Here is a 26,298-nt window from a genome sequence, read left to right as displayed (position 1 = left end):
GGATGGTCCATGCTGCTCTGCATTCCCCGTCCGCCGCGGATCACGCCCAGGGACAGGCGTGATCGCGCCCGGAAGTGGGCCCCGGCGGGACGGCTCCCGCCAGCCGGGTGATCCACTGAACCGAAGATGAACATCACATGACAAGGCCATCGGCAGTCGCCCCCGTGACATGCGCGGCGGCCCGATGTTTGCCACGATGCGCCGCGAAACGGTCCTACGGGGCGATCCGCCGCGAGGACCCGACACGCAGACAACAGAGGAGGCCGGCAGGTGGCCACTGGTCGCGGCAGCGGCCGCGTCGTAGGTCCGATCCTCGCCGCGCTGCTGGTGTTCGGGGTGGTGGGGCTCGCCATCATCCCCCGGCTCACCGGCGGCAAGGACGGCGGCGGGCAGGGCGGCAAGCTCACCGACGTCCGCATCCTGGCCGGCTCGGAAACGCAGGCCTACCTCACCGACCCGGACGTCACCAAGCGCCTCGAGGAGCTTGGGTACCGGCTGCGGGTCGACACTGCGGGCTCACGCGAGATCGTCTCGCGCACGTTGGACGACTACGACATCGCGCTCCCGTCGAACTCCCCGCAGGCCGACCAGATCAAGCACGACAAGGCGATCACCCGCCCGCAGTACGTGCTGTTCTTCACGCCGATCGCGATCGCGACCTTCACGAAGATCGTGAAGCCCCTCACCGCCGAGGGGGTCATCAAGGCCGACGGAAACGTCTCCTACTTCGACATGCGCGGCTACCTCGACCTGGTCGCCGCGGACAAACGCTGGTCGCAGCTCAAGGACAACCCTGACTACCAGAACTCTGGGTCGGTGCTCATCAAGTCGACGGACGTCCGCACCTCGAACTCGGCGGCCGTCTACCTGGCGATTGCCTCCTACGTCGAGAACGGCAACCAGGTCGTGAGCGACTCGGAGACGGCGGAGAAGCTGGGTCCCAAGCTTGCCAAGTTGTTCACCCATCAGGGCTTCACGGACCCGTCCACGGAGGGGCCGTTCAACGACTACCTGTCGATCGGGATCACCAAGACGCCGATGGTCATGATCTACGAGTCGCAGTTCCGAGCGCGCCAGATCGCGGGCGACGGCTCGATCAAGGACGGCCGAGTGCTGGTGTACCCGAGCCCGACGATCTACGCGAAGCACACCGCGGTCCCCCTGAACGACAAGGGCGACGCCGTCGCGAAGCTGCTGGCCACCGACCCGGAGCTGCAGCGGCTCGCCGTTCACAACGGCTTCCGCACCTCCAACGCCACCCAGCCAGCCGGCAACTCGGGCGACGGCGGCGTCGCGCCGCCGCCGCAACTGGCCAATGTCGTCGAGCCGCCCATCCAGAAGATCTCCGAATTGATGATCAAGAAGATCGACGAGGCCTACGGATGAGCCGCGGAATCACCTCGGAGTCCCGGCGCGGCCGGCAGCGGCGGTCGGGCGGCGCGCTTGGCGCGCTCGGAGCGCTCGTCACGGCGGTCACGCTGCTCGTCGGCTGTACCGACGGCGGCTCGGGCGGCCCGGACACCAGCACCTCGTCGCCCCCGCCGCCCAGCAAGCCGGGAACGTTGCGCATCCTCGCTGGTTCCGAGCTGAAGGACCTCGAACCGCTGCTGCCCGACCTGAAGACGGCGACGGGCATCAGCGTCACGCTGAGCTACACCGGCACCCTCGACGGCGCGGACAAGATCCTCCACGGCACCGCGGACGCGGACGCCGCGTGGTTCTCCTCCGACCGCTACCTGCGCCTCCTGCCCGGCGGCGCGGCCAAGGAACTGGTCCGCACCCCGGTGATGCTCTCCCCGGTAGTCCTCGGCGTGCGGACGCCGCTCGCGCAGGAGTTCGGCTGGACGGGCGACGCGCAGGTCACCTGGGGTGACATCGCCGCGAAGGTCTCCTCCGGCCAGCTCACCTACGCCATGACCAACCCGGCGGCCTCCAACTCCGGTTTCTCCGCGCTCGTCGGGGTGGCGGCGGCGTTCGCCGGCACCGGCGACGCGCTGCAGGCCTCCGACATCAAGGCGGCCCCGCTCAAGAGCTTCTTCTCCGGCCAGGTGCTCACCGCCGGCAGCTCCGGCTGGCTGACCGACGCCTTCGTCAAGGCCCCCGCCGCCAGCGTCGGCGCGATGATCAACTACGAGTCGGTGCTGCTCACCCTGCAACGCTCCGGCGCCGCCGGCCCGATCACGATCATCCGCCCCCACGACGGCGTCATCACGGCCGACTACCCGATGGCGCTGCTCGCCGACAACCGGCGCGACGAGTACACCCGCGTCGTCACCTGGCTGCGCTCCCCCGAGGCCCAGCGCCGCATCCAGAACGACACCAGCCGCCGGCCCGCCGTCCCCGGCGTCCCGCTGGACGCCCGCTTCGGCACCGGCACGCCGATCGAGCTGCCGTTCCCGGCCACCCAGCAGGTCGCCGACCAGCTGCTCGCCGCCTACTTCGACGAGTACCGGCGCCCCACGCACGCCATCTACGTACTGGACGTGTCGGGCTCCATGGAGGGCACCCGGCTGGCCGCGCTCCAGCAGGCGCTCGTCGGGCTGACCGGGGCGGACGACAGCCTCGCCGGCCGGTTCGCCCGGTTCCGCGGCCGGGAGCACGTCACCATGATCACGTTCAGCAGCAAGGTGACCGGCACCCGCGACTTCACCATCACCGACCCCAGACCCGGCTCGCCGGACCTGCGCGCCATCACCGACTTCGCCGGGGCGCTACGGGCCAATGGCAACACCGCCGTCTACAGCGCCCTCGACGCCGCGTACGACAAGGCGGCGCAGGCGATGAAGGACGACCCGAACGCGCTGACGTCGATCGTGCTGATGACCGACGGCGAGACCAACAGCGGTCTCGACGCCGACGAGTTCACCTCCCGTTACGACGCACGGCCGTCCACAGCCCGCGCCGTGCGCACGTTCGCGGTCGTCTTCGGCGAGGCGGACCGCGAGGCGCTCACCGCCATCGCCACCAGCACCGGCGGCGCGGTCTTCGACGCCACCGCGCCGGGCGTGTCCCTCTCCGACGTATTCCGGGAGATCCGTGGCTACCAGTAGGGACCGCGACCGGGACCGCCGGGCCGCCGGCCGGGGCCCCATGGGCTGGCTCGGATCCGGCCGCAACATCCTCGGGTGCGTCGGCGCGCTGGGCGGCGTCGTGCTCGGGGTCGTCGGGGTCGTCCCCGCGCCCTGGTGGCCGTTCGGCGTCGCGGCGCTCTACGGGGCGGGCGCGCTGGCGTTCCCCCGCCGGGCCGCGAGCGGCCCCGGTGCCCTGGGCGGCCTCGGCGAGGACGACGACGGGGTGGATGTCGAACGGCTGCGGGCGGCGGCCCGGGCACACCGCAGCTCGCTCATCGGCCGGGCCCCGACGGAGGTGATCCGCGCGACCGAGCGGGTCACCGGCGCGCTCGACGAGCTGTTCGACCGGCCGGAGCTGCTGCGCGGGGGCTCGCAGGAGGCCGACCTCGTCGAGCGGCTCGTGGACGACTACCTGCCGACCGCGCTGAACACCTACCTGGGCCTGCCGCGGACCTTCGCCGGCACACACCACCTGCCCGACGGGCGCACGCCGCGGCAGGTGCTGCTCGACCAGCTCGCGCTGCTGGAGCGGGCCGTCCGCGAGGTCACCGAGGACGCGAGCAACGGCGAGGCAAGCCGCCTGCTCGCCCACGAACGCTTCCTGGCCGACCGGTTCGGCCCGAACACCCTCGAGATCCCCGACCGGCCCGCGCCAGCACCAGCACCCGGCGCCGACGCCGACGCCGCTGAGACGAGGCCCTTTCCGCCCGGCTCGGCGGGATGACGGCCCTGGAGACGCCGCGGGCCTGGCGATGCCGGTCCGGGCAATGAAGAACGGCGCCGTCCGGAAGCTCGGGGGGTACTTCCGGTCGACGCCGCTGCATTCGACGGTAGCAAACTTGTCCCCCGAATGTCCCAGTCGTGTCCCCCAAATGTCTGCGGGATCGCACACACGGGAGACAACGCCTGGCCGCGCGGCGCCCGGCCAGGCGCCACGCGGCCGGGCGCCTAGATCGGGCCGAGCTGGGCGTTCAGGTAGGTGACGACCTTGTCGAGGGAGACGCGCTGCTGGGCCATCGAGTCACGCTCGCGGACCGTCACCGCCTCGTCGGTCAGCGTGTCGAAGTCGACGGTGACGCAGTACGGCGTGCCGATCTCGTCCTGGCGGCGGTAGCGGCGTCCGATGGCCTGCGAGTCGTCGTACTCGACGTTCCAGTGCCGGCGCAGCTGGGCGGCGAGGTCCCGGGCGATCGGCGACAGGTCGGCGTGGCGGGACAGCGGCAGCACCGCGACCTTCACCGGGGCCAGCCGCGGGTCGAGGCGCAGCACGATGCGCCGGTCGACGCCGCCCTTCGTGTTCGGCGCCTCGTCCTCGTCGTAGGCGTCCAGCAGGAAGGCGAGCGTGGCCCGGTCGACGCCGGCCGCCGGCTCGATGACGTACGGGGTGTAGCGGACGCCGGTGGCCTGGTCGAAGTAGGACAGCTCCGCGCCGGAGGCCTTCGCGTGCGAGGTCAGGTCGAAGTCGGTGCGGTTCGCGATGCCCTCCAGCTCACCCCACTCCAGGCCGGCGAAGTTGAACCGGTACTCGATGTCGACGGTGCGCTTCGCGTAGTGGGCGAGTTTCTCCCGCGCGTGCTCGAAGTGGCGGATGTTGTCCGGCTTCATGCCGTGCTCGGTGTACCACTTGGTCCGCTCGGTGATCCAGTACTCGTGCCAGGTCTCGTCCTCGCCCGGCGGCACGAAGAACTCCATCTCCATCTGCTCGAACTCGCGGGTCCGGAAGATGAAGTTGCCCGGGGTGATCTCGTTGCGGAACGACTTGCCGATCTGCCCGATGCCGAACGGCGGTTTGCGCCGCGCCGTCGACTGGACGTTGGCGTAGTTGATGAAGATGCCCTGCGCGGTCTCGGGGCGCAGGTAGGCGAGGCCGGAGGCGTCCTCGACCGGGCCGAGGAAGGTCTTGAGCAGGCCGTTGAACATCTTCGGCTCGGTGAACTTGCCACGGGTGCCGCAGTTCGAGCAGACGACCTCGGACAGGCCGGCCGGCTTGCGGCCGTGCTTGGCCTCGAACGCCTCCTCGAGGTGGTCGGCGCGGTAGCGCTTGTGGCAGTTCGTGCACTCGGTCAGCGGGTCGGTGAAGACCTCGACGTGACCGGAGGTCTCCCACACCTCGCGCGCGAGGATGACGCACGAGTCGAGGCCGACGACGTCCTCGCGGCCCTGCACGACCGCCTTCCACCAGGCGCGCTTGACGTTGTTCTTCAGCTCGACACCGAGGGGCCCGTAGTCCCAGGACGCACGCAGACCGCCGTAGATCTCGCTCGACGGGAACACGAGTCCCCGCCGCTTGCAGAGACTGACGATGGTGTCCATCAGGTCGGATGTGCCTGCCACGGGACCCTGCTCCTTAACCACACTGACGTCTCGTCGTCGAGGCGATGTACAGGGGTCCAGCCTACGGACTCGGACGCCCACCCGGTGACGGCCCGCGCCGGCACCGCGCCGGCACCAACCCGGAGCCGCCCCGCGCCCCCGTCTCAGACGGCGTCGAGGTCGAGGTACTCGGCGAGCCAGGTGCGCAGGCGCTCGCCGTCGACCAGCTCCAGGCGGTTCTTCGCCGCGAACTCCCAGGACGAGGGACCGAAGCCCGACGTCGTCACGAGGATCCCCTTGATCGCGTCGCGGTCGTGGACGGTGCCGGCGAGCTCGCGCACGTAGTGCGCCGCCACGGTGCGCTTCAGCCGCTTCACCGAGATCACGATGAGCCCGCTCGCCAGCGGGTCGTCGGAGCGCTCCTCCACGTCGACGCCGCCGTCGCCGGAACGCCCGGTGCGCTGGGTGGTGTAGCCCATCGCCGTGAACAGGTTCGCGACCAGCTGCTCGAAGTCGTACGGGTCCATCGCCAGCAGGTCCAGCGGCGCCCGCCGCGCGGCCCTGGCGACAGGCCGGACGTGCAGCAGCCGGCTGGCACCCGCCCAGCCTCGCCGGACGTCCGAGCCGTCGTCGCCGGTCTCGCCGGCGTCGTCGCCGTCCCGGGCGCGCGTGCCGTCCCAGCCGCTGGCCCGGCGGCCGGCGGGGCCGGCGGGGCCGGCGGGGCCGGCGTCGTTGTCGGCGGGCTGGCGGGGCCAGTCGCCGAGCTCGATCCGCACGCGCTGGCCGTCGACCTGCCACAGGCAGCCATCCGCCGAGCGGCGCTGGTTGTAGAAGACGAGGTCGCCGTCGTCGCGGACGCGCCGGTCGCCGGTGAGCTCCAGCGCGAACAGGTCGACGGCGTGCGCCGGCAGGCTCGATGCGAGTGACACCCGCACCACCGGGCTCGGCACCGCGGCGTTCGCGCCCTTCGCCAGCTCCACGACACCCCCGCGATCCCGCCCTATCCCCGCCACCCGCACGCAACAGGTCAGATCGGGCTGACCAGCACGCGAAGCCTACAAACCGGCGCCGGCCATGGGAGTCGTCCGCGCGACCCCAGGGCCAGGCTGCCGACCAGCGCGAGGGGCGGGAGGGGTGGAAAGCCGCCCGGACGGCCAGTGGCCGGGGTGATCAGTGGCCGGGGTGGAGAAGCGTCGCGGTGATCAGTGGCCGGGCGCGGCGGTGGCGGCGTCGGGCGCGAGGGCCGAGCCGTAGCGCCGGGAAGCGGCGGCCGGGCTGTCCTGGCCGACCAGCACCTCGAACGCGCCCGGCGCGTCGACGGCGTGGACCAGCAGCGGTGTCAGCTCGATCTTGACGTCGAACCGGCCCAGCGCCCGCCGCCAGGCACCCGGGCCGTCCCACTCGGTGACCAGCACCCACTCGTCCGGGTCGTCGACCGCCCGGGCGAGCCGGCCGGCGCGGTAGCCGTCGGCCTGCCCCAGCGCCGTCAGCGCCCGGTCGGCTCCCGCCGCGAACTCACCGGCCATGGCCGTCTCGCCGGATCCGGCCGGCAGCCGGAACCGCACGATCGCGAGCACGGGCGCCGCCACCGGACGGCCGGGCCGGGCCACCGCGCCCCGGCCGACCTCGGGCCCGGACTGGACCTGGGACGGGGACTCGAAATCGGGCTCGGGCATGTCAGGCACTCGCGGCGACGCCGCCGTAGCGGCGGTCGCGGCGGGCGTAGTCCTCGCAGGCGGCCCACAGGTCGCGGCGGTCGAAGTCGGGCCAGAGGGTGTCGACGAACGCGAACTCGGCGTAGGCCGCTTGCCAGAGCAGGAAGTTCGACAGGCGCTGCTCGCCGGAGGTGCGGATGAGCAGGTCAACGTCGGGCATGTCCGGCTCGTCGAGGTAGCGGGCGACGGTACGTTCGTCGATCTTGTCCGGCCGCAGCAGGCCGTCCTTCACGTCCCGGGCGATGGCCGCGGCGGCGTCGGCGATCTCGGCCCGGCCGCCGTAGTTGATGCACATCGCCAGCGTGAGGCGGTCGTTGGCGCGGGTCCGCTCCTCGGCCTTCTCCAGCCGGCGGATGACGCTGTTCCACAGCCGGGGGCGCCGGCCAGCCCAGCGGACCCGCACCCCGAGCGCGGCCATGTCGTCGATGCGCCGGCCGAACACGCCGTCGACGAAGCGCATCAGGAAGGCCACCTCGTCCGGCGAGCGCTTCCAGTTCTCCGTCGAGAACGCGTACACCGACATCCACCGGACGCCGAGCTCGATCGCGCCCTCCACGCAGTCGAACAGCGCGTCCTCGCCCGCCTCGTGGCCCTTCGTCCGCGGCAGCCCGCGCAGCGTCGCCCACCGGCCGTTGCCGTCCATGACGATGGCCACGTGGCGGGGTACCAGCTCCTCCGGCAGGGCCGGCGGACGCGCTCCGGACGGGTGCGGATGCGGGTCCCGAAGGGGCCTGACCCCGTCATCCTGCAGGCTCACCGGAAGTCCACCTCCCCGCTGATCCGGCCCGATTCCGACGCGCATTGCCTCCCCCATCTTCATGCCTGGTCCTTGACCGTTCCCACCGGGGTGCCAGGCCGTCGCCCGCCGCCTAGTCTCGGCCCGCGCCGCCGTCGGCGCAGGCCAGGCGCGGGCCAACGGTCCGGTACCGCCGTCACGCTCGTTCGAGATGCGGCAGCGCGCGCAGTCCCCGTTCAAGATGCCACTGCAGGTAGGCGGCGACGAGCCCGGCCGACTCCCGTCTGGTCCTGGCATCGGTGGCCTCGGCGCCAGCCCAGTCACCGTGCAGCAGGTCCGCGAGCAGCCCGACCGCGGCGAGCGACGCCGACGCGGCCCCACGCGGCCGGCACCGTGGGCAGACTATGCCGCCGGCCGCGACCGACACGGACGGATGCGGGCCCGGCTCCCCGCAGTGCACGCAGTCGTCCAGGGCCATCCCGTACCCGCTGACCGCGAGCGCCCGCAGCAGGAACGCGTCCAGCACCAGGCCCGGCGGGTGCTCGCCCGACGCCAGCGTGCGCAGCCCGCCGACGAGCAGCAGAAACAGCCGCAGCGCCGGTTCGCGCTCCTCACTGGTCAGCCGCTCGGACGTCTCCAGCATGACCGCGGCGGCGGTGTGCCGGCCGTAGTCGCCCGCGAGGACGGCGCCATACGGCCCGAGCAGGTCGGCCTGGGTGACGGTGTCCAGTGACGAGCGGCCCTGATGCAGCTGCAGGTCGACGTACATCGCCGGTTCCAGCCGGGCGCCGAACCGCGACGACGTGCGGCGCACCCCCTTCGCCACCGCGCGCACCCGACCGTTACGCCGAGTGAACACGGTGATGATCCGGTCGGCCTCGCCGAGGGGGATCGTGCGCAGCACGACACCCTCGTCGCGGTACACCGGCATGCATCCATGGTCGCATAGCCACGCGGCTGGCCCACGGTTCGGCCTGCCCCGTCCCGCTTCGCACGGTGCGGGCTGCCACGCTCCGTGCGCGACCGGGCGGAGCCCGCAAGGCCAGGTCAGAGCACTCACGACCGGCGGCCACGGCACCGGCCCGCGCCCCGCCGGCCCGGTAGCTCCCTCAGAAACCGAGGCGGCGCAGCTGCTTGGGGTCGCGCTGCCAGTCCTTGGCGACCTTGACATGCAGGTCCAGGAAGACCGGGGTACCCAGCAGCGCCTCGATCTGGCCGCGAGCTTTGGTGCCGACCTCCTTGAGACGTGAGCCGCCGGCGCCGATCACGATCGCCTTCTGGCTGGACCGCTCGACGAACACGTTGACGTGGACGTCGAGCAGCGGCCGGTCAGCGGGCCGGTCCGGGCGGGGCAGCATCTCCTCGACGACGACGGCGAGCGAGTGCGGCAGCTCGTCGCGCACTCCCTCCAGCGCCGCCTCGCGCACCAGCTCGGCGACCATCACCTGCTCTGGTTCGTCGGTGAGCTCGCCGTCCGGGTACAGCGCCGGCCCCTCCGGCAGCCGGGCGACCAGCAGGTCGGCGAGCACGTCGAGCTGATAGGTCGCCGCACCGCCCCCGGAGGACGGCCCCCGGGCCCCGGGGGCGGCGCTCACCGGAACGATCTCGGCGAAGTCGCCGAGGGCGGCGAGCTCGAGCAGCCGGGCGCCGAGCCGGTCCGGTTCGGTGACCTTGTCGGCCTTGGTGAGGATGGCGATGACGGGCGTGCGTTTGGGCAGCCGCGACAGCTCCTCGGCGATGAACCGGTCGCCGCGGCCGACCGGCTCGTCGGCCGGCGCGCAGAAGCCGACCACGTCGACCTCGGACAGGGTGGCGCGGACGACGTCGTTGAGCCGCTGGCCGAGCAGGGTGCGCGGGCGGTGCAGGCCGGGGGTGTCGACGAGTATCAGCTGGGCGTCAGGCCGGTGCACGATGCCGCGGATCGCGTGGCGGGTGGTCTGCGGCCGACCGCTGGTGATCGCGACCTTGGTGCCGACCAGGGCGTTCGTCAGCGTCGACTTACCGGCGTTCGGCCGCCCGACGAAGCAGGCGAAGCCGGACCGGAACACCGGGCCGGCCTCCTCCCCGGCCGGCTGGGCGCCGCCTGCCGGTTGCTCGGTCACGGCCTGGGAGCCGCCGGGGCGCCGGCCGGTGGCCGGGCGGGATCTCTCGGTCGGGAACTGGCGCGGCACGTCAGACCGTCGTCCTGGTACGCGCGACGCCGTCCGGCCCGGCAAGGAAAACCGGAGTACCTTCGCCGAACTCGGCGAGCACGGCCAGGTCGTCGGCGGCGAGCTGGCCCACCTCCGACACCACCGCGGCGGCCTCGAACCGGCGGGCCCCGCTCGCGGCGGCGGCAACGACGGCCGCGCGCAGCGCGGCGGTCGCGAGGTCCGGGCGGGCATGCCCGACGGTGGCCGCGGCATACGTCCGCCCGTCGGTGTCCCGCACGGCCGCGCCCTCGGCCCGCTCGCCGCGCGGGGTGTAGGCCCGCAGCCGGGCCGAACGCGCGAGCACCACCAGCTTGGCGTCCTCGGCGGCCAGTTCGCCGGTCACCGGCTCACCGGCCAGCATGATCTGGTTGGCCTCGCTGCCCATCGCGCTCGTCACCCTTCTCCCGGCCGGCCTCCCGGCCGCCTGCCGTCCCGGCCTCCCGGCCACCGGCCGAGCCGGCTGACCTTGCCGCGGAGCGGCTGATGGCATCCGCCTCGTTGCCGTCGTCCGCGCCGTCGGTGTCGGCGGCCACCCGGTGTACTACGACGGTACCGATCTGGTTGCGCCGGCCGGCGGCCCGTTCCGCGACCAGCGACAGCCCGCCGACCGTGGCCATCGCCCCCGGGATCGGCACCCGGCCGAGCGCGCTGGCCAGCAGCCCGCCGACGGTCTCCACGTCGTCGGATCCCGGAAGGTCGTCCTCGGCGACGCCGAACAGCTCCGCGAGGTCCTCCACCTCGAGCCGGGCGGTCACCCGGGCGGTGTCGGCGTCGAGCCACTCCACCCGCGGGACCGCGCTGTCGTACTCGTCGACGATCTCACCGACGATCTCCTCGAGGATGTCCTCGATGGTGACCAGGCCCGCCGTACCGCCGTACTCGTCGATCACGATCGCCATGTGGGTCCGCGACGCCTGCATCTCGCGCAGCAGGTCATCGGCCGGCTTGCTCTCCGGCACGAGAGCCGGCGAGCGCATCACCGACCCGACGGGCTCGTCACCGCCGCCCCCGCGCTCGCGGCCGACGAGGTCCTTGAGGAAGGCGATGCCGACGACGTCGTCGACGCTCTCCCCGACCACCGGGATGCGAGAGAAGCCGCCGCGCAGCGCCAGCGAGATGGTCTGCTCGACGGTCTTGGTCGACTCGATGAAGACCATGTCCGGGCGGGGCACCATGACCTCGCGCACCAGCGTGTCACCGAGCTCGAAGACGGAGGCGATCATATCGCGCTCCTCCGGCTCGATGACCTCGTTCTCCTCGGCGAGGTCGACGAGGTCGCGCAGCTCGGCCTCGGAGGCGAACGGGCCGTCGCGGTAGCCCTTGCCCGGGGTGACCGCGTTGCCGAACGCGATCAGCAGCCGCGGCAGCGGGCCGAAGACCCGGGCGAGCCCGAATGTGAGCCCTGCGCTGGTGAGCGCGACCGTGGGGGCGTGCTGACGGCCGAGCGTACGGAACATCACCCCGACGAGGACGTAGGAGATCAGCGTCGCGATCGCCGCGCCGAGGAACACCGCGGCGAACCCGGTGCCGTAGGCGTGCGCGGCGACGATCGTGACGCAGGCCGCGGCGACCATCTCGCCGATGATCCGTAGCAGCAGGAGCAGCGCGAGGTACCGGCCCGGGTCCGCGACCACCGTCGCCAGCCGGCGCGCGCCCGGCCGGGACTGGCGGACGAACTCCTCGACTGTGACCCGGGAGACCCGGGTCAGCGCGGCGTCGACACCCCCCAGGGCGGCCGCGGCCAACGCGGCGACGACCGCCAGCAGGATGAGCGGCACGTCCGCCGAGCTCATCGAGACGCCCTTCTCATAGAGACGTCCCTCGTCGGGACGTCCTGTTCATCAGAATGCCCGGAACCCGGATCCGTGATGTGGGTTTCCGGATGGAGCGGAGACCGTGGGAACGGCGCGGGCCGCCCGGCGCGCGCGCTCGGCCGGTCGGGTCGCCTCAGCCCGCGGAGCCGGCGGTCTGGCCGGCCTGGCCGGCGGTGCTGGCGGCGTCCCAGCGGGCCAGCAGGTCCTCCTGCAGGCGGAACATCTCGCGCTCCTCCGCCGGTTCCGCGTGGTCGTAGCCGAGCAGGTGCAGGATGCCGTGGGCGCACAGCAGGTGCAGCTCGCGCTGGGCCGAGTGGCCGGCGCTCCCCGCCTGGCGGCGGGCCACCTCGGGGCAGAGCACGACGTCACCGAGCAGCGTCGTCGGGTCGGAGTCGGCCGAGTCGGCGTAGCTCGACTCGAACGCCTCGTCCTGCGGGAAGGCGAGCACGTCCGTCGGGCCGTCCTCGCCCATGTAGCGCACGTGCAGCTCGGTCATGGCCGTCGTCTCGACGAGCATGACGGACAGCTCGGCCAGCGGGTTGACCTTCATCGCGTCCAGCACGAACCGGGCCAGCGAGGCGAGCGTGACCTCGTCGACGTCGGTCTCGCCCGCCTCGTTGGCGATGAACACGGACATGTCGGTGTCTCTCCTAAACAGCGTTCGCGACGGCGCCGGCGCCCGCGGCGCCGCCGGTACCACCGGCGGCCGCCGTCACCGGCGGTCCCCGCGGGCGGCCCTGGCCGTGGGGCGAGGGCGCGGGGAACCGGGTGGCGCCACCGGAGCCTCGCCGCCGCCGGCCGCGTCCCAGCGCGAGTACGCGTCGACGATCTCGCTGACGAGCCGGTGGCGGACCACGTCGGTGCTGGTCAGGTTCGCGAAGTGCACGTCCTCGATGCCGTCGAGGATCTCCCGGACGACGCGCAGCCCGCTGCGGGTGCCCGACGGCAGGTCGACCTGGGTGATGTCGCCCGTGACGACGATCTTGGCGCCGAAGCCGAGCCGCGTCAGGAACATCTTCATCTGCTCGGGCGAGGTGTTCTGCGCCTCGTCGAGGAGGATGAACGCGTCGTTGAGCGTCCGGCCGCGCATGTAGGCCAGTGGCGCGACCTCGATCGTGCCGCTCTGGATCAGCCGGGGGATCGAGTCGGGGTCGACCATGTCGTGCAGCGCGTCGTAGAGCGGGCGCAGGTACGGGTCGATCTTCTCGTAGAGGGTGCCCGGCAGGAAGCCGAGCCGCTCCCCCGCCTCGACGGCCGGCCGGGTCAGGATGATCCGGTTGACCTTCTTGGCCTGCAGGTACTGCACCGCCTTGGCCATCGCCAGGTACGTCTTGCCGGTGCCCGCCGGGCCGATGCCGAACACGACCGTGTGCGCGTCGATCGCGTCCACGTAGCGCTTCTGGTTCAGCGTCTTCGGGCGGATCGTCCGGCCGCGGCTGGACAGGATGTTGAGGGTCAGCACCTCGGCCGGGCGCTCGTCGCCGCTGCGCAGCATCGCCAGGGAGTGGTCGATGTGCTGGGCGGTGAGCACCGTGCCGGCGTCCAGCAGCGCGGACAGCTCGGTGAACAGGCGGACGGCGAGGTCGTTCTCCGCCCGCTCCCCGGTGATGGTGATCTCGTTGCCGCGGACGTGGATGTCGGAATGGAGGGCCTGCTCGATGACCCGCAGGAGCTCGTCCTGGTGGCCCAGCAGGCTGACCATGTTGTGCGGGCCGGGCACCACGAAGCGGGTGACCGTCTGGGCGCTCTGCGACGTGGCGCCGGTGGTGGTGGCGGATTCGGGCATGAGGACGGCCACGGCGGGCCGGGACACCTCTCGTCGGTCATGCGTCTCGTCGGGCGCGGGGCTGGCTGCGTAGGACTGGCTGTGTAGTACTCACATGGCGCGTGTCTCGGTCTCGAGGCGCGCACGGACAACACGTTACGAACTTCCAGGTCGAGTCTAGCCGTCCCAGCGACCGGTGGCCGCGAGCAGCACGGCGGCGGCGGCGACGCCGGCCGTCGACGTGCGCAGCACGGTCGGGCCGAGCCGCACGGCCGTCGCGCCGGCCTTCTCGAAGACGGCGAGCTCCTCGTCGGCGATCCCGCCCTCGGGCCCGACGACCAGCACGATCTCGCCGCGGGGCGGCCACGGCTCGTGCCGGCCGGGCAGGGCGGCCAGCGGAACCGTCGCCGTCTCGTGTAGCACCAGGGCGAGGCCGGCGGTGGCGAGCCGGTCGCGCACGGTGGTGGTGCGGGCGGGCTCGGCGACGACCGGCCAGCGTGCCCGGCGGGACTGCTTGGCCGCCTCGGCGGCGGTGGCCACCCAGCGTGCCCTCGCGCGCGCGCCGCGCTCGCCCTCCCAGCGCACGACGCTACGGGCCGCCGGCCAGGGCACGATCTCGTCCACGCCCGCCTCGGTGAGCATCTCGACGGCGAGCTCGCCGCGCTCTCCCTTGGCCAGGGCCTGGACCACGACGATCCGGGGCGTCGGCTCGGGAACGTGCGCCCGGCCCAGCACCCGGCAGTCGAGCTCGTCCCGGCGGACGGCGGCGACCTCGCAATGCGCCAGGCCGCCCGCGCCGTCGGTGACGTCGAGCCGCTCCCCCACCCGCAGCCGCCGAACCGTCGCCGCGTGCCGCCCCTCCGGTCCATCGAGCGTGAGCACGTCGACGGCGGGCAGCGACGCCAGGTGGAAGACCGGGGTGGTCGTCAAGTCTTGCGGCGGCCGCCGCGGCGGCGGTTGAACAGGCCCGTGGGCGCCGTGGCGGCGCTGACGACCGTCGGCTGCTCCTCGGCGCGCAGCCGGGACAGCTCGCGCATCAGCCGCTCCTGCTCGGCGTCGAGCTTGATCGGCGTCTCGACCAGGACGTGGACGTGCAGGTGGCCGCGGCCGACACCGCGCAGGTGTGGCACGCCCCGCCCGGACAGCCGGACCACCTCGCCAGGCTGGGTGCCCGCCTTGAAGGTGATCGTCTCGGTGCCGTCCAGCGTCTCGATCGTCGCAGACGTGCCGAGCGCCGCGGCGGTCATCGGCAGCCGCAGCTCGCAGTGCAGGTCGTCGCCCTCCCGGGTGAAGACCGGGTGCACCCGCTCGGAGACCTCGACGTAGAGGTCACCCGCCGGGCCGCCGCCGGGGCCGACCTCCCCCTCGCCGGACAGGCGGATGCGCATGCCGTCCCCGATGCCGGCCGGGATCTTGACGGTGAGGGTGCGGCGCTTGCGCACCCGCCCGTCGCCGGCGCATTCGCGGCAGGGGTGCTCGATGACGGTGCCCGTCCCCGAGCAGCGCGTGCACGGCCGCGAGGTCACCATCTGCCCGAGGAACGAGCGGGTGACCTGCTGGATCTCGCCCCGTCCACCGCAGGTCTGGCAGGTGATCGGCGCGGTGCCGGGGGCGGCGCCGGAGCCGATGCAGACCTCGCAGACGACCGCGGTGTCGACCATGATGTCGCGGTTGGTCCCGAACGCGGTCTCGGCGAGGTCCAGGTCGATCCGCAGCAGCGCGTCGTTGCCGCGGCGGACTCGGGAGCGCGGCCCGCGGCTCGCGCCGCCCCCGAAGAAGGCGTCCATGATGTCGCCGAGGCCGCCGAACCCTGGGCCGAACGGCGAGCCGGCTCCGGCGCCGCCGCCCGGGGCGAGCGGGTCGCCGCCGAGGTCGACGATCTGGCGCTTCTCCGGGTCGGAGAGCACCTCGTACGCGGCGGTCACGGTCTTGAACCGCTGCTGCGCTTCCGGGTCCGGGTTGATGTCGGGATGGAGCTCCCGGGCGAGCTTGCGGTACGCCCGCTTGATCTCGTCCCCGGTCGCCTCACGGGAGACGCCCAGCACCGCGTAGTAGTCCACTGCCATTTAGAAGCCCACCGCTAGAAGTCACGACCCTTTCGCGATCCCGGTGACAACCGGACCTCCCAGATCGCTTCGCGATCCGGCAGGAACCCCGGCCAGGCGTGCGAAGGAAGATCATTCTCGCACCCCCGCTGACCCGCTAGTCGGCACCCAGGAGTTCACCCACATAGTTGGCAACGGCCCAGACCGCCGACATTGTCCCCGGGTAGTCCATCCGCATCGGACCGACCACCCCCATGCCGCCGAGCGCCGCCGCGCCACGGCCGTAGCCGGTCGCGACGACGGCGGTGGACCGCAGCGCGTCAACATCGGTTTCACGGCCGATGCGTACCGTAACGGTACCTGGCTCGCGAGCCCAGCCGATCAGCTTGAGCAGGACGACCTGCTCCTCGAGCGCCTCGAGGATCGCCCGCAGCGAGTCGGAGAAGTCCAGCGCCGAACGGGTCAGGTTCGCCGTTCCCGCGAGCGCGATCCGCTCCTCCTGCCGCTCGACCAGCGTCTCGATGAGGACCGTGGCGAGTGCCGTGAGCTGCGTGCGAAGGCCCGGGCCCGCCTCGTCCGGCAGGACGGCGGCGGCCTCGGCGGCGTCAGCGAGCCGGCGTCCGCCGAGTGCGCGGTTGAGCACGGTGCGCAGCTCGGCGACCGTGTCCTCGTCGATCGGCTCGGCGACGTCGACGACCCGCTGCTCCACCCGGGCCGCGTCGGTGATCAGGACGATCAGCAGCCGGCCGGGGCTGATCTGGACAACCTCGATGTGGCGTACCCGGCTGGTGGTCAGCGACGGGTACTGCACGACGGCGACCTGCCGGGTCAGCTGGGCGAGCAGCCGGACCGAGCGGCGCACCACGTCGTCAAGGTCGACCGCGCCCTCGAGGAAGCTCTGGATGGCCCGCCGCTCCGCCCGCGACAGCGGCCTGACGCCGGAGAGCCGGTCGACGAACAGCCGGTAGCCCTTGTCCGTCGGGATGCGGCCCGCGCTGGTGTGCGGCTGGGTGATGTAGCCGTCCTCCTCGAGGGCGGCCATGTCGTTACGGACAGTAGCCGGTGAGACCCCGAGCGCGTGCCGCTCAGCGAGTGCCTTGGAGCCGACCGGCTCGTTGCCGATCACGAAGTCCTCGACGATCGCCCGCAGCACTTCCAGGCGGCGTTCCTCGAGCACGTCACGCACCCCCTCGGTGACCACCGGACCGGACACCATGTACCCGGCGAGATCCGCCGGGCCACGGCGGCCCTGGCCGCCTCCGGTGCCATGGCGGCCGGAGCGCGGGATCAACGCGCCCCCTCCGCCGTCGAGCCACGGCCAGCCACCGGCCGGCTGACGGCGACGACGCGGCGCGGCCTCGCGAGCCCCACCCGGGCCGGCCAGTGGCCGGCGGGACGATGCCCGCCGGGACCGGTGACCGCGCCGCTGCGCACCCTGGTCGTCCGCGCCGTCTTTGTTCGCATAGTCCATGGTGCGCATGTCGGGCCCGACGAGTGGCCAGATCAACCCATTTGACCTCGACCCACCTGGCACTCCATCGCCGTGAGTGCCAAGTCTAACCGGCAACCGGCGGCTGGCGCGCGGCAGCAGCCGCGCCTGTCAGAGATCGGGCAGGAGGGCGCGTACGACGGTGTCGGTCAGCAGCCGGCCCTGCCTGGTCAGGCTGATCCGGCCGGCGGCGAGGCCCGCGGGGTCGACCAGGCCGGAGGCGACCAGGCCGTCGACGGCCGGGGGGGGCGCCCCCCGGCCCCCCGCGGCGGGGGGGCCCGGGGGGGCCCCCCCCCCCGACCGGCAGGCCCTCGGCCAGGCGCACCCCGAGCATCACCCGCTCGACGTGGCGGTCGCCCGGGGAGACGGTCTCGCGGGCCTGGGCGGGGCTCTGGCCCGCGCGCAGGCGCTGGGTGTACTCGGTCGGGTGACGGACGTTCCACCAGCGCACGCCGCCGACGTGGCTGTGCGCCCCCGGGCCGATCCCCCACCAGGTCGCGCCGCGCCAGTAGCCCAGGTTGTGCCGGCACCAGGCGTCCGGCCCGCTGGCCCAGTTGCTCACCTCGTAGGCGGCGAGGCCGGCGGCCTGGAGGGTCTCGTCCGCCTGGATGTAGCGGTCGGCGAGCAGGTCGTCGTCGGGCTCGAGCAGCTCGCCGCGACGGACGCGGCGGGCGAGCTTCGTGCCTTCCTCGACGGTGAGCGCGTAGGCGCTGACATGATCGGGGGTGAGCTCGACCGCCGCCGCGAGGCTCGCCGCCCAGTCCCGTTCCGACTCCCCCGGCGCGCCGTAGATCAGGTCGACGCTGACCTGCTCGAAGCCGGCCTTGCGCGCCCAGCCGACGACGTCGGGCAGCCGGCCGGGGGTGTGCTGGCGGTCGAGGGTGGCGAGCACGTGCGGCCGGGCGCTCTGCATCCCGAACGAGATCCGGGTGAGGCCCGCGGCGCGCAGCTGCTCCAGCGCGGCCGCGTCGACCGACTCGGGGTTGGCCTCGGTCGTGACCTCGGCGCCGGGGCGCATGCCGAACGCGTCGTCGACGGCGCAGACCAGCGCGGCGAGGTCCGCCGGGGGCAGCAGCGTCGGGGTCCCGCCGCCGAAGAACACCGTGTCCACCGCCGGCGCGTCGGGGCCGAGCCGCTGTGCGGCCAACCGGATCTCGGCGGACGCGGTGGTGGCGAAGGTCGCGGCGCTCGCGCCACCGCCGAGCTCGGCCGCGGTGTAGGTGTTGAAGTCGCAGTATCCGCAGCGGGTCGCGCAGTACGGCACGTGGATGTAGATCCCGAACGCATGCCGAGGGAGCTCTGCGAGCGCCGCGGCCGGCAGCGTCCCGTCGGCCGGTGGGGTCTGGCCCTCGGGCGGCTTGGCGGACATGTCCTCCAGTGTGCGCCCGCCGCCGGGGTGTCCCGCTTCCCCAATCCACGTAATAGGCACGGTTCCTGTAGGTTCCGCGTGGTCTTACCGACTGGCGCGGGCGTGAGCCCGCCACCCCATCGCCGAATGTTTACCCGCGGTTGGCGTGCGTTGCAGCCATGATGGGCGTGTCGTCGTGGCTTTGTCGCGATCTGTGCGGAAGGATCGGACATATGGACGAAGACGTCATGGATCTCCCCATCGAGGCGGACCTGTTGGAGGAGGGCCTGGCGCTGCTGCCGCCGCGGACTACCGAGTACCGCTCCGGCGCCGTCTCCTACCCCTGGGCCGAGGAGCCGGTCACCCAGCCCATCCGGCTCCCGCTGGCCGTCCCCGCCCCCCTCGCGTCGCCGGTGGCCGAGCTCTAACCAACGCCAGCGCGACGCGGACGGCTCGCCCAGGGCGATTGCGAAGCGGCGCACAGCACCAACCGCGGCCACAGCACCAACCGCGGGCACAGCAAAAGCCGGGACGCGGATGCGTCCCGGCTTTTCGCCGACTTCCGGTATGGGAGCCGGTTCAGGAGCTGGTGAGGCTCGCGTGCTGCTTGGCCATCGCCGACTTGCGGTTGGCGGCCTGGTTGGCGTGGATGACGCCCCTGCTGACGGCCTTGTCGAGCTTGCGAGAGGCGATCTTCAGCGACTCGGTAGCGGTCTCGACGTCACCGGCGTCGGCGGCCTCACGGAAACGGCGCACCACGGTCTTCAGTTCGGACTTCACGGCCTTGTTGCGCAGCCGCGCCTGCTCGTTGGTGCGAATACGCTTGATCTGCGACTTGATGTTGGCCACGCGGAGAAACCTCGTCGTCGAGTCGGGACTAGATCTTCGGTCTGGGTGCCGCATCCAGGGTGCCGTGCCCGCGGGCGGGCGCCCGTGAGCCGTGTACCGCGGGTCGGGGCCGGACCATGGCGGCCTGAAGCGCCGTCAGCTAACCACAGGTCAGCCGACCGCCCGTCCGCCACGATCGCCCCACCACGTCAGCCGTGCTGTGTCTGCTCGCGCGGCGCACGGTGGACCCGATGCAGCGCGGTCAACCTTACCGCACCTAGGACCAACAGTTATGCCGGGCTGACGTCGACAGGGCATGACGATCCTTTACCCGTGCCGCCGGAGGGCCGCCGGGGTGTCGTGGAGGTGTCGCCGGCCACGCCATGCGTGGCGCGCGGTCCAGCCTTGCCCGGGATCCTGGCACGATGGAGAGGAGCCCGCACCTTGCGCGGGCGGACCACCGTCCGGCGCCGCCGGCCGGCGGGGCGGGGCCGTGGGCCGGACCCGCCCACCCGAACCGTCGGCGTGCCCATCCAGAAACGAGACCTGCCCGCGTGTCCTCAGCCCCGCAGGCGCCCGGTGCCGACCAGGCGTTGATCCGCAACTTCTGCATCATCGCGCACATCGACCACGGCAAGTCGACCCTCGCCGACCGCATGCTCGGCGTGACCGGCGTGGTCGAGGCGCGCAACATGCGCGCCCAGTACCTCGACCGGATGGACATCGAGCGCGAGCGCGGAATCACGATCAAGGCGCAGAACGTCCGCCTCCCCTGGAAGGCCGACGACGGCAGGGACTACGTCCTGCACCTCATCGACACCCCCGGGCACGTCGACTTCACCTACGAGGTCAGCCGGTCACTCGCCGCCTGCGAGGGCGCCGTCCTGCTGGTCGACGCGGCCCAGGGCATCGAGGCGCAGACGTTGGCGAACCTGTACCTGGCGATCGAGAACGACCTGACGATCATCCCGGTCCTCAACAAGATCGACCTGCCGGCGGCACAGCCGGAGAAGTACGCCGAGGAGATCGCGAACATCATCGGCTGCGAGCCGACCGACGTGCTGCGGGTCTCCGGCAAGACGGGTGTGGGCGTCCCCGAGCTGCTCAACGAGGTCGTGCGGCGGGTCCCCCCGCCCTCGGGCGACCCGAACGCCCCAGCGCGCGCGATGATCTTCGACAGCGTCTACGACATCTACCGGGGCGTCATCACCTACGTCCGGGTGATCGACGGCTCGATCACCACCCGCGACCGCTGCCTGATGATGTCCACCGGGGCGGCCCACGACACCCTCGAGGTCGGCGTCATCTCGCCGGAGCCGGTGGTGACCGGGTCGCTGTCGGCCGGCGAGGTCGGCTATGTCATCCCCGGGGTCAAGGACGTCCGGCAGGCCAGGGTCGGCGACACGATGACCTCGGCCCGCCGCCCCGCGACCGAGATGCTCGGCGGCTACCGCGACCCGCTGCCCATGGTCTACTCGGGGCTCTACCCGATCGACGGCAGCGAGTACCCGGCGCTGCGCGAGGCGCTGGACAAGCTGCAGCTCAACGACGCGGCGCTCACCTACGAGCCGGAGACGTCGGCCGCGCTCGGGTTCGGCTTCCGCTGCGGCTTCCTCGGCCTGCTGCACCTGGAGATCGTCCGCGAGCGGCTGGAGCGTGAGTTCGGCCTGACGCTCATCTCCACCGCGCCGAACGTCGTGTACCGGGTGGTGATGGAGGACCTCGCCGAGCACACCGTCACCAACCCGAGCGACTGGCCGACCGGCAAGATCGCCGAGGTGTACGAGCCGGTGGTGGACGCGATGGTGCTGCTGCCGACGGACTTCGTCGGCGCGGTGATGGAGCTGTGCCAGTCGCGGCGCGGCGTGCTCAAGGGCATGGACTACCTGGCGGCCGACCGGGTCGAGCTCAAGTACACGATGCCGCTCGGCGAGATCATCTTCGACTTCTTCGACGCGCTGAAGTCGCGCACCCGCGGCTACGCGAGCCTGGACTACGACCCGGCCGGCGAGTCGCAGTCCGACCTGGTGAAGGTCGACATCTTGTTGCAGGGCGAGACGGTCGACGCCTTCTCGGCGATCGTGCACAAGGACAAGGCCTACGCCTACGGCGTCTCGATGACCGGTAAGCTGCGCGAGCTGATCCCGCGCCAGCAGTTCGAGGTGCCGATCCAAGCCGCCATCGGCAGCCGGATCATCGCCAGGGAGAACATCCGCGCGATCCGCAAGGACGTGCTCGCCAAGTGCTACGGCGGTGACATCACCCGTAAGCGCAAGCTGCTGGAGAAGCAGAAGGAGGGCAAGAAGCGGATGAAGACCATCGGCCGGGTCGAGGTCCCGCAAGAGGCCTTCATCGCCGCCCTCTCCAACGACGCCTCCAAGAGCAACCGCTCCGGCTGAGGCCGTCCCGCGGCCCGGGCGCGGAGCGCCCGGGCGCCGGGCACGGCCTGTCGGGGCGAGGCGCTGGACGCGCTCGCCCCGTGTCGGGCGCTGAGCCTGACCTCCCAGATCGGCTACGCAAGCTCCGCCGATCCGGCAGGGACCCTGCTCCTCGCGTGGTGCCAGGCCCTGGCATATGGCGGTGGTAGGGCTTGGACCGGGCTGAGGACGTGGCTGGCAGACCTCCCAGATCGGCTCCGCCGATCCGGCAGGGACCCCGGGCGCTGCGCCGATGCGCCGTCACCGACGGTGGCTGGGTTGTGTGAGTTGGGTGGAGAGATCCACCGATCGCGGCCGGGCGGCGGGGCGGTCAGGGGCGGGTGATGCGGTCGAGGGTCTCGAGGTAGGCGACGGCGATCACGACGACGAGCGGCAGAGCGAGCAGGACCCAGGCGCTGGTCAGGTCCGAGAGCGCGATCACGACGGTCAGGACCGCCGTCACCGTGAACAGCAGGCCGCGCATCCAGCCGGCGGGCAGAATCCGGAAGCCGAACCCGGTCTGCTCCCGCCCCGCCTCGCCGTCCCTGGCCGGGCCGATGTCGCTCGGACCGATGTCGCTCGGACCGGCGCCGTTCGCGCCCGTGGCGCTCGGGCGGTCGGCGGAGACCGGGCGGTCGGCGGAGGGGGCCGGGTGACCGGCCTCCCGGCCGGGCCCGGGACGGCCCGCCTCGTGGCGGCCGGTCATCGGGCACCCGCGCTGGCACGGCCGCGGCGTCCGCGGGCTTCGACGACGGTGTGGATGAGTGTCTCCAGCGCGTAGGCGGGGTCGGCGGCGCCGCCCTTGACGCCGGCGTCGGCGGTGGCGGCGGCACGCAGGGCGCGGGCCAGGCCTTCGTCCGACCAGGCGCGGGCGGTGCGCTGGGCGCGCTCGACCTTCCAGTCCGGCATGCCGAGCGCGCGGGCGAGGTCGAACTTAGAGCCGCCGCCGGCGCCCGCGACCCTGGTGAGGTCGCGCAGGCCGCCCGTGACCGCGCTGCTGATGAGCACCGCCGCGGTCCCCGTCTCGAGCGCCTGGCGCAGCAGAGTGAGCGCGCCGGCCAGGTCGCCGGCGACGGCGGCGTCGGCGACGGCGAAGCCGCTGGCCTCGGCGCGGCCGCGGTGGAAGCGGTGGACGGCGGCCTCGTCGATCGGGCCGTCGGTGTCGGCGACCAGCTGCTCGCAGACGGCCGCGATCTCGCGCAGGTCGCTGCCGACCGCGTCGAGCAGTGCGGTGACCGCGGCGTCGGCGATCTTCCCGCCGGCGCGGCGCACCTCGGCGACGACGAAGTCGTGCCGCTCCCGGGGCCGCGTGATCTTCGAAACCGCGATCATCCTGGCGCCCGCGGCCTTCATCGCGTCGGCGATCTTACGGTTGCGGACCGCGCCGTTGTGAACGACAACGAGGATGACGTCGTCCATCGGGTGGGCGATGTAGGCGATCAGCGCGTCGCGCAGCTCGTCGGTGAGTTCCTGGGCGGCGCGGACGACCACGGCGCGCAGCCCGCCGAACAGCGAGGACGCGCCGAGGTCGACGACGTCGGACTCGGTGAACTCGCCCGCCGCCCGGTCGGTCACCTCCAGCTCCGGGTCGGCGGCGCGGGCGGCGGCGAGCGTCTCGCGCACGGCCCGGGCGACCAGTAGCTCCTCGTCTCCCTGGACGAGGACGAGCGGCGGGACGGTCGGCGGCACGGCACCGAGCATGGCACACCGCGGCCGGTCCGGCCGATCACGCCCGCCGCGCGCCGGTCGTTCCGTTCGCGTCGTGGGCGTCGCCATCAGCCGGCCCGGCCAAAGGGCGCGCGACGATGGCGGAGCCTCGCGCGCCCGGAGGCCACCAGAGCTGTCACAGCCAAAGGGCGCGCGACGATGGCGGAGCCTCGCGCGCCCGGAGGCCACCAGAGCTGTCACAGCCAAAGGGCGCGCGACGATGGCGGAGCCTCGCGCGCCCGGAGGCGGTCAGGCGATCAGGCGTCACGGTGCTGGCGGCGGGCGACCAGGGCGGGGACGCCGGCGGGGGCGGCGACGACGGCGGTGGCACCATCCGTGTCGGTGCGGGCGTAGGGGATCCCGGCGGCGGTCAGCGCGGCGAGGGTGACGGGCGCCGGATGGCCGTACTGGTTGCCGGCGCCGACGCTGATCAGCGCGGTCCGGGCGCCGGAGGCGCCGAGCAGGCCGGCTTCCTGGCTGGCGGAGCCGTGGTGGGCGACCTTGAGGACGTCGATGCGGGGCGCGGCGGCGGCGACCGCCCCGGCGGTCAGCAGCTGGCGCTGCTCCGCGTGTTCCGCGTCGCCGGCGAGCAGGATCGTCAGCCCGCCGGCGCGGGCGACGGCGACCAGGGAGTTGTTGTTCGGGTCGCTGTCGGTGCCGCGCAGGGGACGCACCGGCCCGATCACCTGGACGGTGACCGGCCCTACCGCGCGACTGGCCCCGGCGCCGGACTCGACGAGCGGTACGCCGGCTGCCTCCGCCTCGGCCCGCAGCGCCGCCCACCGATCGGCCGGCTCGTGTAACGGCCCGACGAGGACCTCGCCGACCGGCAGGTGCCCGAGCACGGACGAGAGCCCGTCGACATGGTCGGCGTGCAGGTGGGTGAGCAACACGACGGGCAGCCGGCGGATCCCCAGGTCGTCGAGGCAGGCGGTGAGTGCGCCCGGGTCCGGCCCGGCGTCGATCAACACGCCGGCGCCCGGCCCGGCGGCGAGCACGAGGGCGTCTCCCTGGCCGACGTCGCAGGCGACGAGCAGCCAGCCGGGCGGTGGCCAGCCGGCGAGCCGGCCGACCAGGACGCACCGGGCGAGCAGCAGCCCGGCCGCCGCGGCGGCGCACACCCGCCGCCCTCGCGGCCGGCGCAGCGTCGCGAGCGCCGCCGGCAGGGCCGCGAGCGCGGCGAGCGCTCCGAGCGGGCCGCCGGGCCAGCGCACGGTCGCGCCGGGCACGTCCGCCGCCGTCCGCGCGACCAGGACGAGCCACCGACACGGCCAGCCCGCGAGCCAGGCGGCCAGCCGGGCGAGCCCGCCGCTGACGGGCCCCACGGCCAGCGCGACGACGCCGAGCACGGTGACCGGGGCGACCGCGACCGCCGCCGCGACGTTCGCCGGGATCGCCACCAGGCTGACGCCGCCCCCGATCCAGGCGATCACCGGCGTGCAGGCCAGCTGTGCCGCCGCCGCCACCGCGGCGCCGTCCGCGAGCCAGTGCAGTCGGGGTGGCAGCCGCCGGGCGAGCCGGTCACGCCAGCCGGGCGCGACGATGACGATGCCGGCGGTGGCCAGCACCGACAGCGCGAACCCGGCCGAGAGCGCGAGCCGCGGGTAGGCCAGCACCAGCACGGCGACCGTGGCCGACAGCGCGGGCAGCACCGAGGCGCGACGCCCGGTGCCGGTCGCCACCGCCGCGAGCAGCCCCATCGCGCCGGCCCGCAGCACGCTCGCGGACGGCCGGGCGATGACGACGAACCCGACGATCGTCGCGGCGGCCCACAGCGCCCTGGACCGCACGCCGATGCGGGTTCGCCGCAGGGCCGCCAGCAGCGCGCCGGTGAGGATCACGACGTTTCCGCCGCTGACGGCGGTGAGGTGGGTGAGCCCGGCGGCGCGGAAGTCGGCGCGCAGGCCCGGATCCAGCCCGCTGACGTCGCCGTCGACCAGCCCGGGGAAGAGCCCGCGGGCGGGCTGTGGCAGGACACCGGCGGCGGCGCGCAGGTCGGCACGCAGCCGGCCCGCGGCCCGCTGGTACCAGACCGGCCCGGCCACGGGTCTCGGCGGGCCGCGGACGAACAGAACGGCGCCGACCTGGTCGCCCGGCCGCGGCGGCTCGAGTCGCGCGTCGACAGCCACCCTGGTACTCGGCAGCAGCCCCGACCAGCCGTCCCCCGGTGCCAGGACCAGGACCGGTACGTCCAGCCGCGCGACCAGACCGCCGGACGCCGTGCCGATGGCAGCACCGGCGGCGTTCGCGGCGGTGTTCGCCGTGGCGCCAGCAGTTGCGCGCGCCGGGGCGGCGCTGGACGCCGCCACGCGCGTCCCGGCGGCGCGCTGGCTGGTGGCCAGCTCGACGAGCCGCGCGGGGACGGCGACATTGCCGGGACCGCCGGCCGGGCCGGCGAGACCGCCTCCGATGGGGCGCGGGTCATCGGTGACGACGAGTTCGACGCCGACCGTCGCCCGCGCGGCGGCCAGCTGGGCGAGCATTCCGGACCGGCCGTCCTGGCCGCCGGCCCCGGCCACGAACACACCCGCCGCGAGCCCCGCCACCGCGGCCACGGCCACGGCCAGCCACGCCCGGCGGCCCGCCCCAGACCGGCCTCGCTCGGCGACCAGCAGCGCCCCGCCGACCAGCGGCGCGATCCCGCCGACCACCGCCGCCGCGATCAGGACCGCGGCCGATGGCCCCCATCGCCCCGCGAGCGCCGCCCCGCCCCACACGGCCACGGCCGGCACCGCGAGCCGCAGATCCAGCGGCGGGCGCTCCGCCTCGACGGGCCCATCGCCACTCGCCGCGGGTCCGCCGCCGGGCACCCCGTGATCCGATGCCACCGCCTGGCCCGCCGGCTTCCGGTTGGGCCG

23 protein-coding genes are annotated in these 26,298 nt (G+C 73.3%); 5 read left to right on the top strand and 18 right to left on the bottom strand.

The window, feature by feature from the left end; genetic code table 11:
* Positions 1-270 precede the first annotated feature (270 nt).
* Genes QOZ89_RS15130 through QOZ89_RS15120 form a run of 3 tightly spaced genes read left to right on the top strand, consistent with a single transcriptional unit; the run spans position 271 to position 3,795 of the window.
* Positions 271-1,386 carry a hypothetical protein gene (locus tag QOZ89_RS15130; protein WP_312624068.1) on the top strand — a complete coding sequence of 372 codons (1,116 nt, stop codon included), beginning with the start codon at positions 271-273 and terminating at the stop codon, positions 1,384-1,386.
* Positions 1,383-3,050, top strand: a complete 1,668-nt coding sequence (locus tag QOZ89_RS15125; protein ID WP_241841544.1) for a VWA domain-containing protein — start codon at positions 1,383-1,385, stop codon at positions 3,048-3,050. The genes QOZ89_RS15130 and QOZ89_RS15125 overlap by 4 nt, the downstream gene beginning before the upstream one ends.
* A complete protein-coding gene (locus QOZ89_RS15120; RefSeq protein ID WP_312624067.1) occupies positions 3,037-3,795 on the top strand; it encodes a hypothetical protein in 759 nt (252 codons plus the stop codon). Before QOZ89_RS15125 ends, QOZ89_RS15120 begins: the two co-directional genes overlap by 14 nt.
* 224 nt (positions 3,796-4,019) lie before the next feature.
* Here the strand turns inward: QOZ89_RS15120 and QOZ89_RS15115 are convergent, their stop codons facing one another.
* From QOZ89_RS15115 to hemW, 14 genes are all read right to left on the bottom strand, one after another.
* Entirely contained in the window at positions 4,020-5,405 is a 1,386-nt protein-coding gene (locus QOZ89_RS15115; RefSeq protein ID WP_071047295.1) for a glycine--tRNA ligase, read from the bottom strand.
* 143 nt (positions 5,406-5,548) lie between these two features.
* Complete coding sequence (locus QOZ89_RS15110; RefSeq protein ID WP_312624066.1) at positions 5,549-6,364, bottom strand: restriction endonuclease; 816 nt, start codon at positions 6,362-6,364, stop codon at positions 5,549-5,551.
* 222 nt (positions 6,365-6,586) lie between these two features.
* Positions 6,587-7,060, bottom strand: a complete 474-nt coding sequence (locus QOZ89_RS15105; protein WP_312624065.1) for an antibiotic biosynthesis monooxygenase family protein — start codon at positions 7,058-7,060, stop codon at positions 6,587-6,589.
* A gap of 1 nt (position 7,061) precedes the next feature.
* Positions 7,062-7,856 (bottom strand): isoprenyl transferase, encoded by a 795-nt coding sequence (locus QOZ89_RS15100; RefSeq protein ID WP_071047293.1) that lies wholly within the window; start codon positions 7,854-7,856, stop codon positions 7,062-7,064.
* Between the two features lie 175 nt (positions 7,857-8,031).
* The gene (gene recO, locus QOZ89_RS15095) at positions 8,032-8,766 is read right to left on the bottom strand and encodes a DNA repair protein RecO (RefSeq protein ID WP_071047292.1); all 735 of its coding nucleotides are present in this window, start codon (positions 8,764-8,766) and stop codon (positions 8,032-8,034) included.
* Between the two features lie 178 nt (positions 8,767-8,944).
* Positions 8,945-9,937: a GTPase Era gene (era, locus tag QOZ89_RS15090; protein WP_241841543.1), complete on the bottom strand. Its 993-nt coding sequence runs from the start codon at positions 9,935-9,937 to the stop codon at positions 8,945-8,947.
* A gap of 70 nt (positions 9,938-10,007) precedes the next feature.
* Positions 10,008-10,412, bottom strand: a complete 405-nt coding sequence (locus QOZ89_RS15085) for a cytidine deaminase-like protein (RefSeq protein WP_083418233.1) — start codon at positions 10,410-10,412, stop codon at positions 10,008-10,010.
* Positions 10,375-11,820, bottom strand: coding sequence for a hemolysin family protein (locus QOZ89_RS15080; protein WP_312624064.1), 1,446 nt, complete (start codon positions 11,818-11,820; stop codon positions 10,375-10,377). Before QOZ89_RS15080 ends, QOZ89_RS15085 begins: the two co-directional genes overlap by 38 nt.
* A gap of 154 nt (positions 11,821-11,974) precedes the next feature.
* On the bottom strand, positions 11,975-12,478 hold the full coding sequence (ybeY, locus tag QOZ89_RS15075; RefSeq protein ID WP_071047290.1) for an rRNA maturation RNase YbeY: 504 nt from the start codon (positions 12,476-12,478) through the stop codon (positions 11,975-11,977).
* 75 nt (positions 12,479-12,553) lie between these two features.
* On the bottom strand, positions 12,554-13,627 hold the full coding sequence (locus tag QOZ89_RS15070) for a PhoH family protein (protein ID WP_071047309.1): 1,074 nt from the start codon (positions 13,625-13,627) through the stop codon (positions 12,554-12,556).
* Positions 13,628-13,783: 156 nt separating this feature from the next.
* Positions 13,784-14,536 carry a 16S rRNA (uracil(1498)-N(3))-methyltransferase gene (locus QOZ89_RS15065; RefSeq protein ID WP_312624062.1) on the bottom strand — a complete coding sequence of 251 codons (753 nt, stop codon included), beginning with the start codon at positions 14,534-14,536 and terminating at the stop codon, positions 13,784-13,786.
* On the bottom strand, positions 14,533-15,672 hold the full coding sequence (gene dnaJ / locus QOZ89_RS15060; RefSeq protein WP_071047288.1) for a molecular chaperone DnaJ: 1,140 nt from the start codon (positions 15,670-15,672) through the stop codon (positions 14,533-14,535). Before dnaJ ends, QOZ89_RS15065 begins: the two co-directional genes overlap by 4 nt.
* A 136-nt stretch (positions 15,673-15,808) precedes the next feature.
* Positions 15,809-16,828, bottom strand: coding sequence for a heat-inducible transcriptional repressor HrcA (gene hrcA / locus QOZ89_RS15055; protein WP_071047308.1), 1,020 nt, complete (start codon positions 16,826-16,828; stop codon positions 15,809-15,811).
* Positions 16,829-17,207: 379 nt separating this feature from the next.
* Positions 17,208-18,509, bottom strand: a complete 1,302-nt coding sequence (hemW, locus tag QOZ89_RS15050; protein ID WP_312624061.1) for a radical SAM family heme chaperone HemW — start codon at positions 18,507-18,509, stop codon at positions 17,208-17,210.
* A 212-nt stretch (positions 18,510-18,721) separates the two neighbouring features.
* Here hemW and QOZ89_RS15045 point away from each other — a divergent pair, with 212 nt between their 5' ends.
* Positions 18,722-18,916: a hypothetical protein gene (locus QOZ89_RS15045; protein WP_071047286.1), complete on the top strand. Its 195-nt coding sequence runs from the start codon at positions 18,722-18,724 to the stop codon at positions 18,914-18,916.
* Positions 18,917-19,067: 151 nt separating this feature from the next.
* Here the strand turns inward: QOZ89_RS15045 and rpsT are convergent, their stop codons facing one another.
* On the bottom strand, positions 19,068-19,337 hold the full coding sequence (gene rpsT / locus QOZ89_RS15040; RefSeq protein ID WP_071047285.1) for a 30S ribosomal protein S20: 270 nt from the start codon (positions 19,335-19,337) through the stop codon (positions 19,068-19,070).
* 533 nt (positions 19,338-19,870) lie between these two features.
* On the opposite strand from rpsT, the gene lepA reads away from it, so the two are divergent.
* Positions 19,871-21,715, top strand: a complete 1,845-nt coding sequence (gene lepA, locus QOZ89_RS15035; RefSeq protein ID WP_071047284.1) for a translation elongation factor 4 — start codon at positions 19,871-19,873, stop codon at positions 21,713-21,715.
* Positions 21,716-22,064: 349 nt separating this feature from the next.
* Here the strand turns inward: lepA and QOZ89_RS15030 are convergent, their stop codons facing one another.
* The 3 genes from QOZ89_RS15030 to QOZ89_RS15020 all read right to left on the bottom strand — a co-directional run bounded on the left by QOZ89_RS15030 (position 22,065) and on the right by QOZ89_RS15020 (position 26,250).
* Positions 22,065-22,439: a hypothetical protein gene (locus QOZ89_RS15030; protein WP_071047283.1), complete on the bottom strand. Its 375-nt coding sequence runs from the start codon at positions 22,437-22,439 to the stop codon at positions 22,065-22,067.
* A complete protein-coding gene (gene holA / locus QOZ89_RS15025; RefSeq protein WP_071047282.1) occupies positions 22,436-23,434 on the bottom strand; it encodes a DNA polymerase III subunit delta in 999 nt (332 codons plus the stop codon). Before holA ends, QOZ89_RS15030 begins: the two co-directional genes overlap by 4 nt.
* Before the next feature lie 263 nt (positions 23,435-23,697).
* The gene (locus QOZ89_RS15020; protein ID WP_312624060.1) at positions 23,698-26,250 is read right to left on the bottom strand and encodes a ComEC/Rec2 family competence protein; all 2,553 of its coding nucleotides are present in this window, start codon (positions 26,248-26,250) and stop codon (positions 23,698-23,700) included.
* Positions 26,251-26,298: the final 48 nt, after the last annotated feature.

Source organism: Pseudofrankia coriaricola, from assembly GCF_032027725.1.
Classification (GTDB): Bacteria; Actinomycetota; Actinomycetes; order Frankiales; family Frankiaceae; genus Pseudofrankia.
The sequence above is the reverse complement of the archived record's forward strand: the minus strand, read 5'-3'. Positions and strand labels throughout refer to the sequence as shown.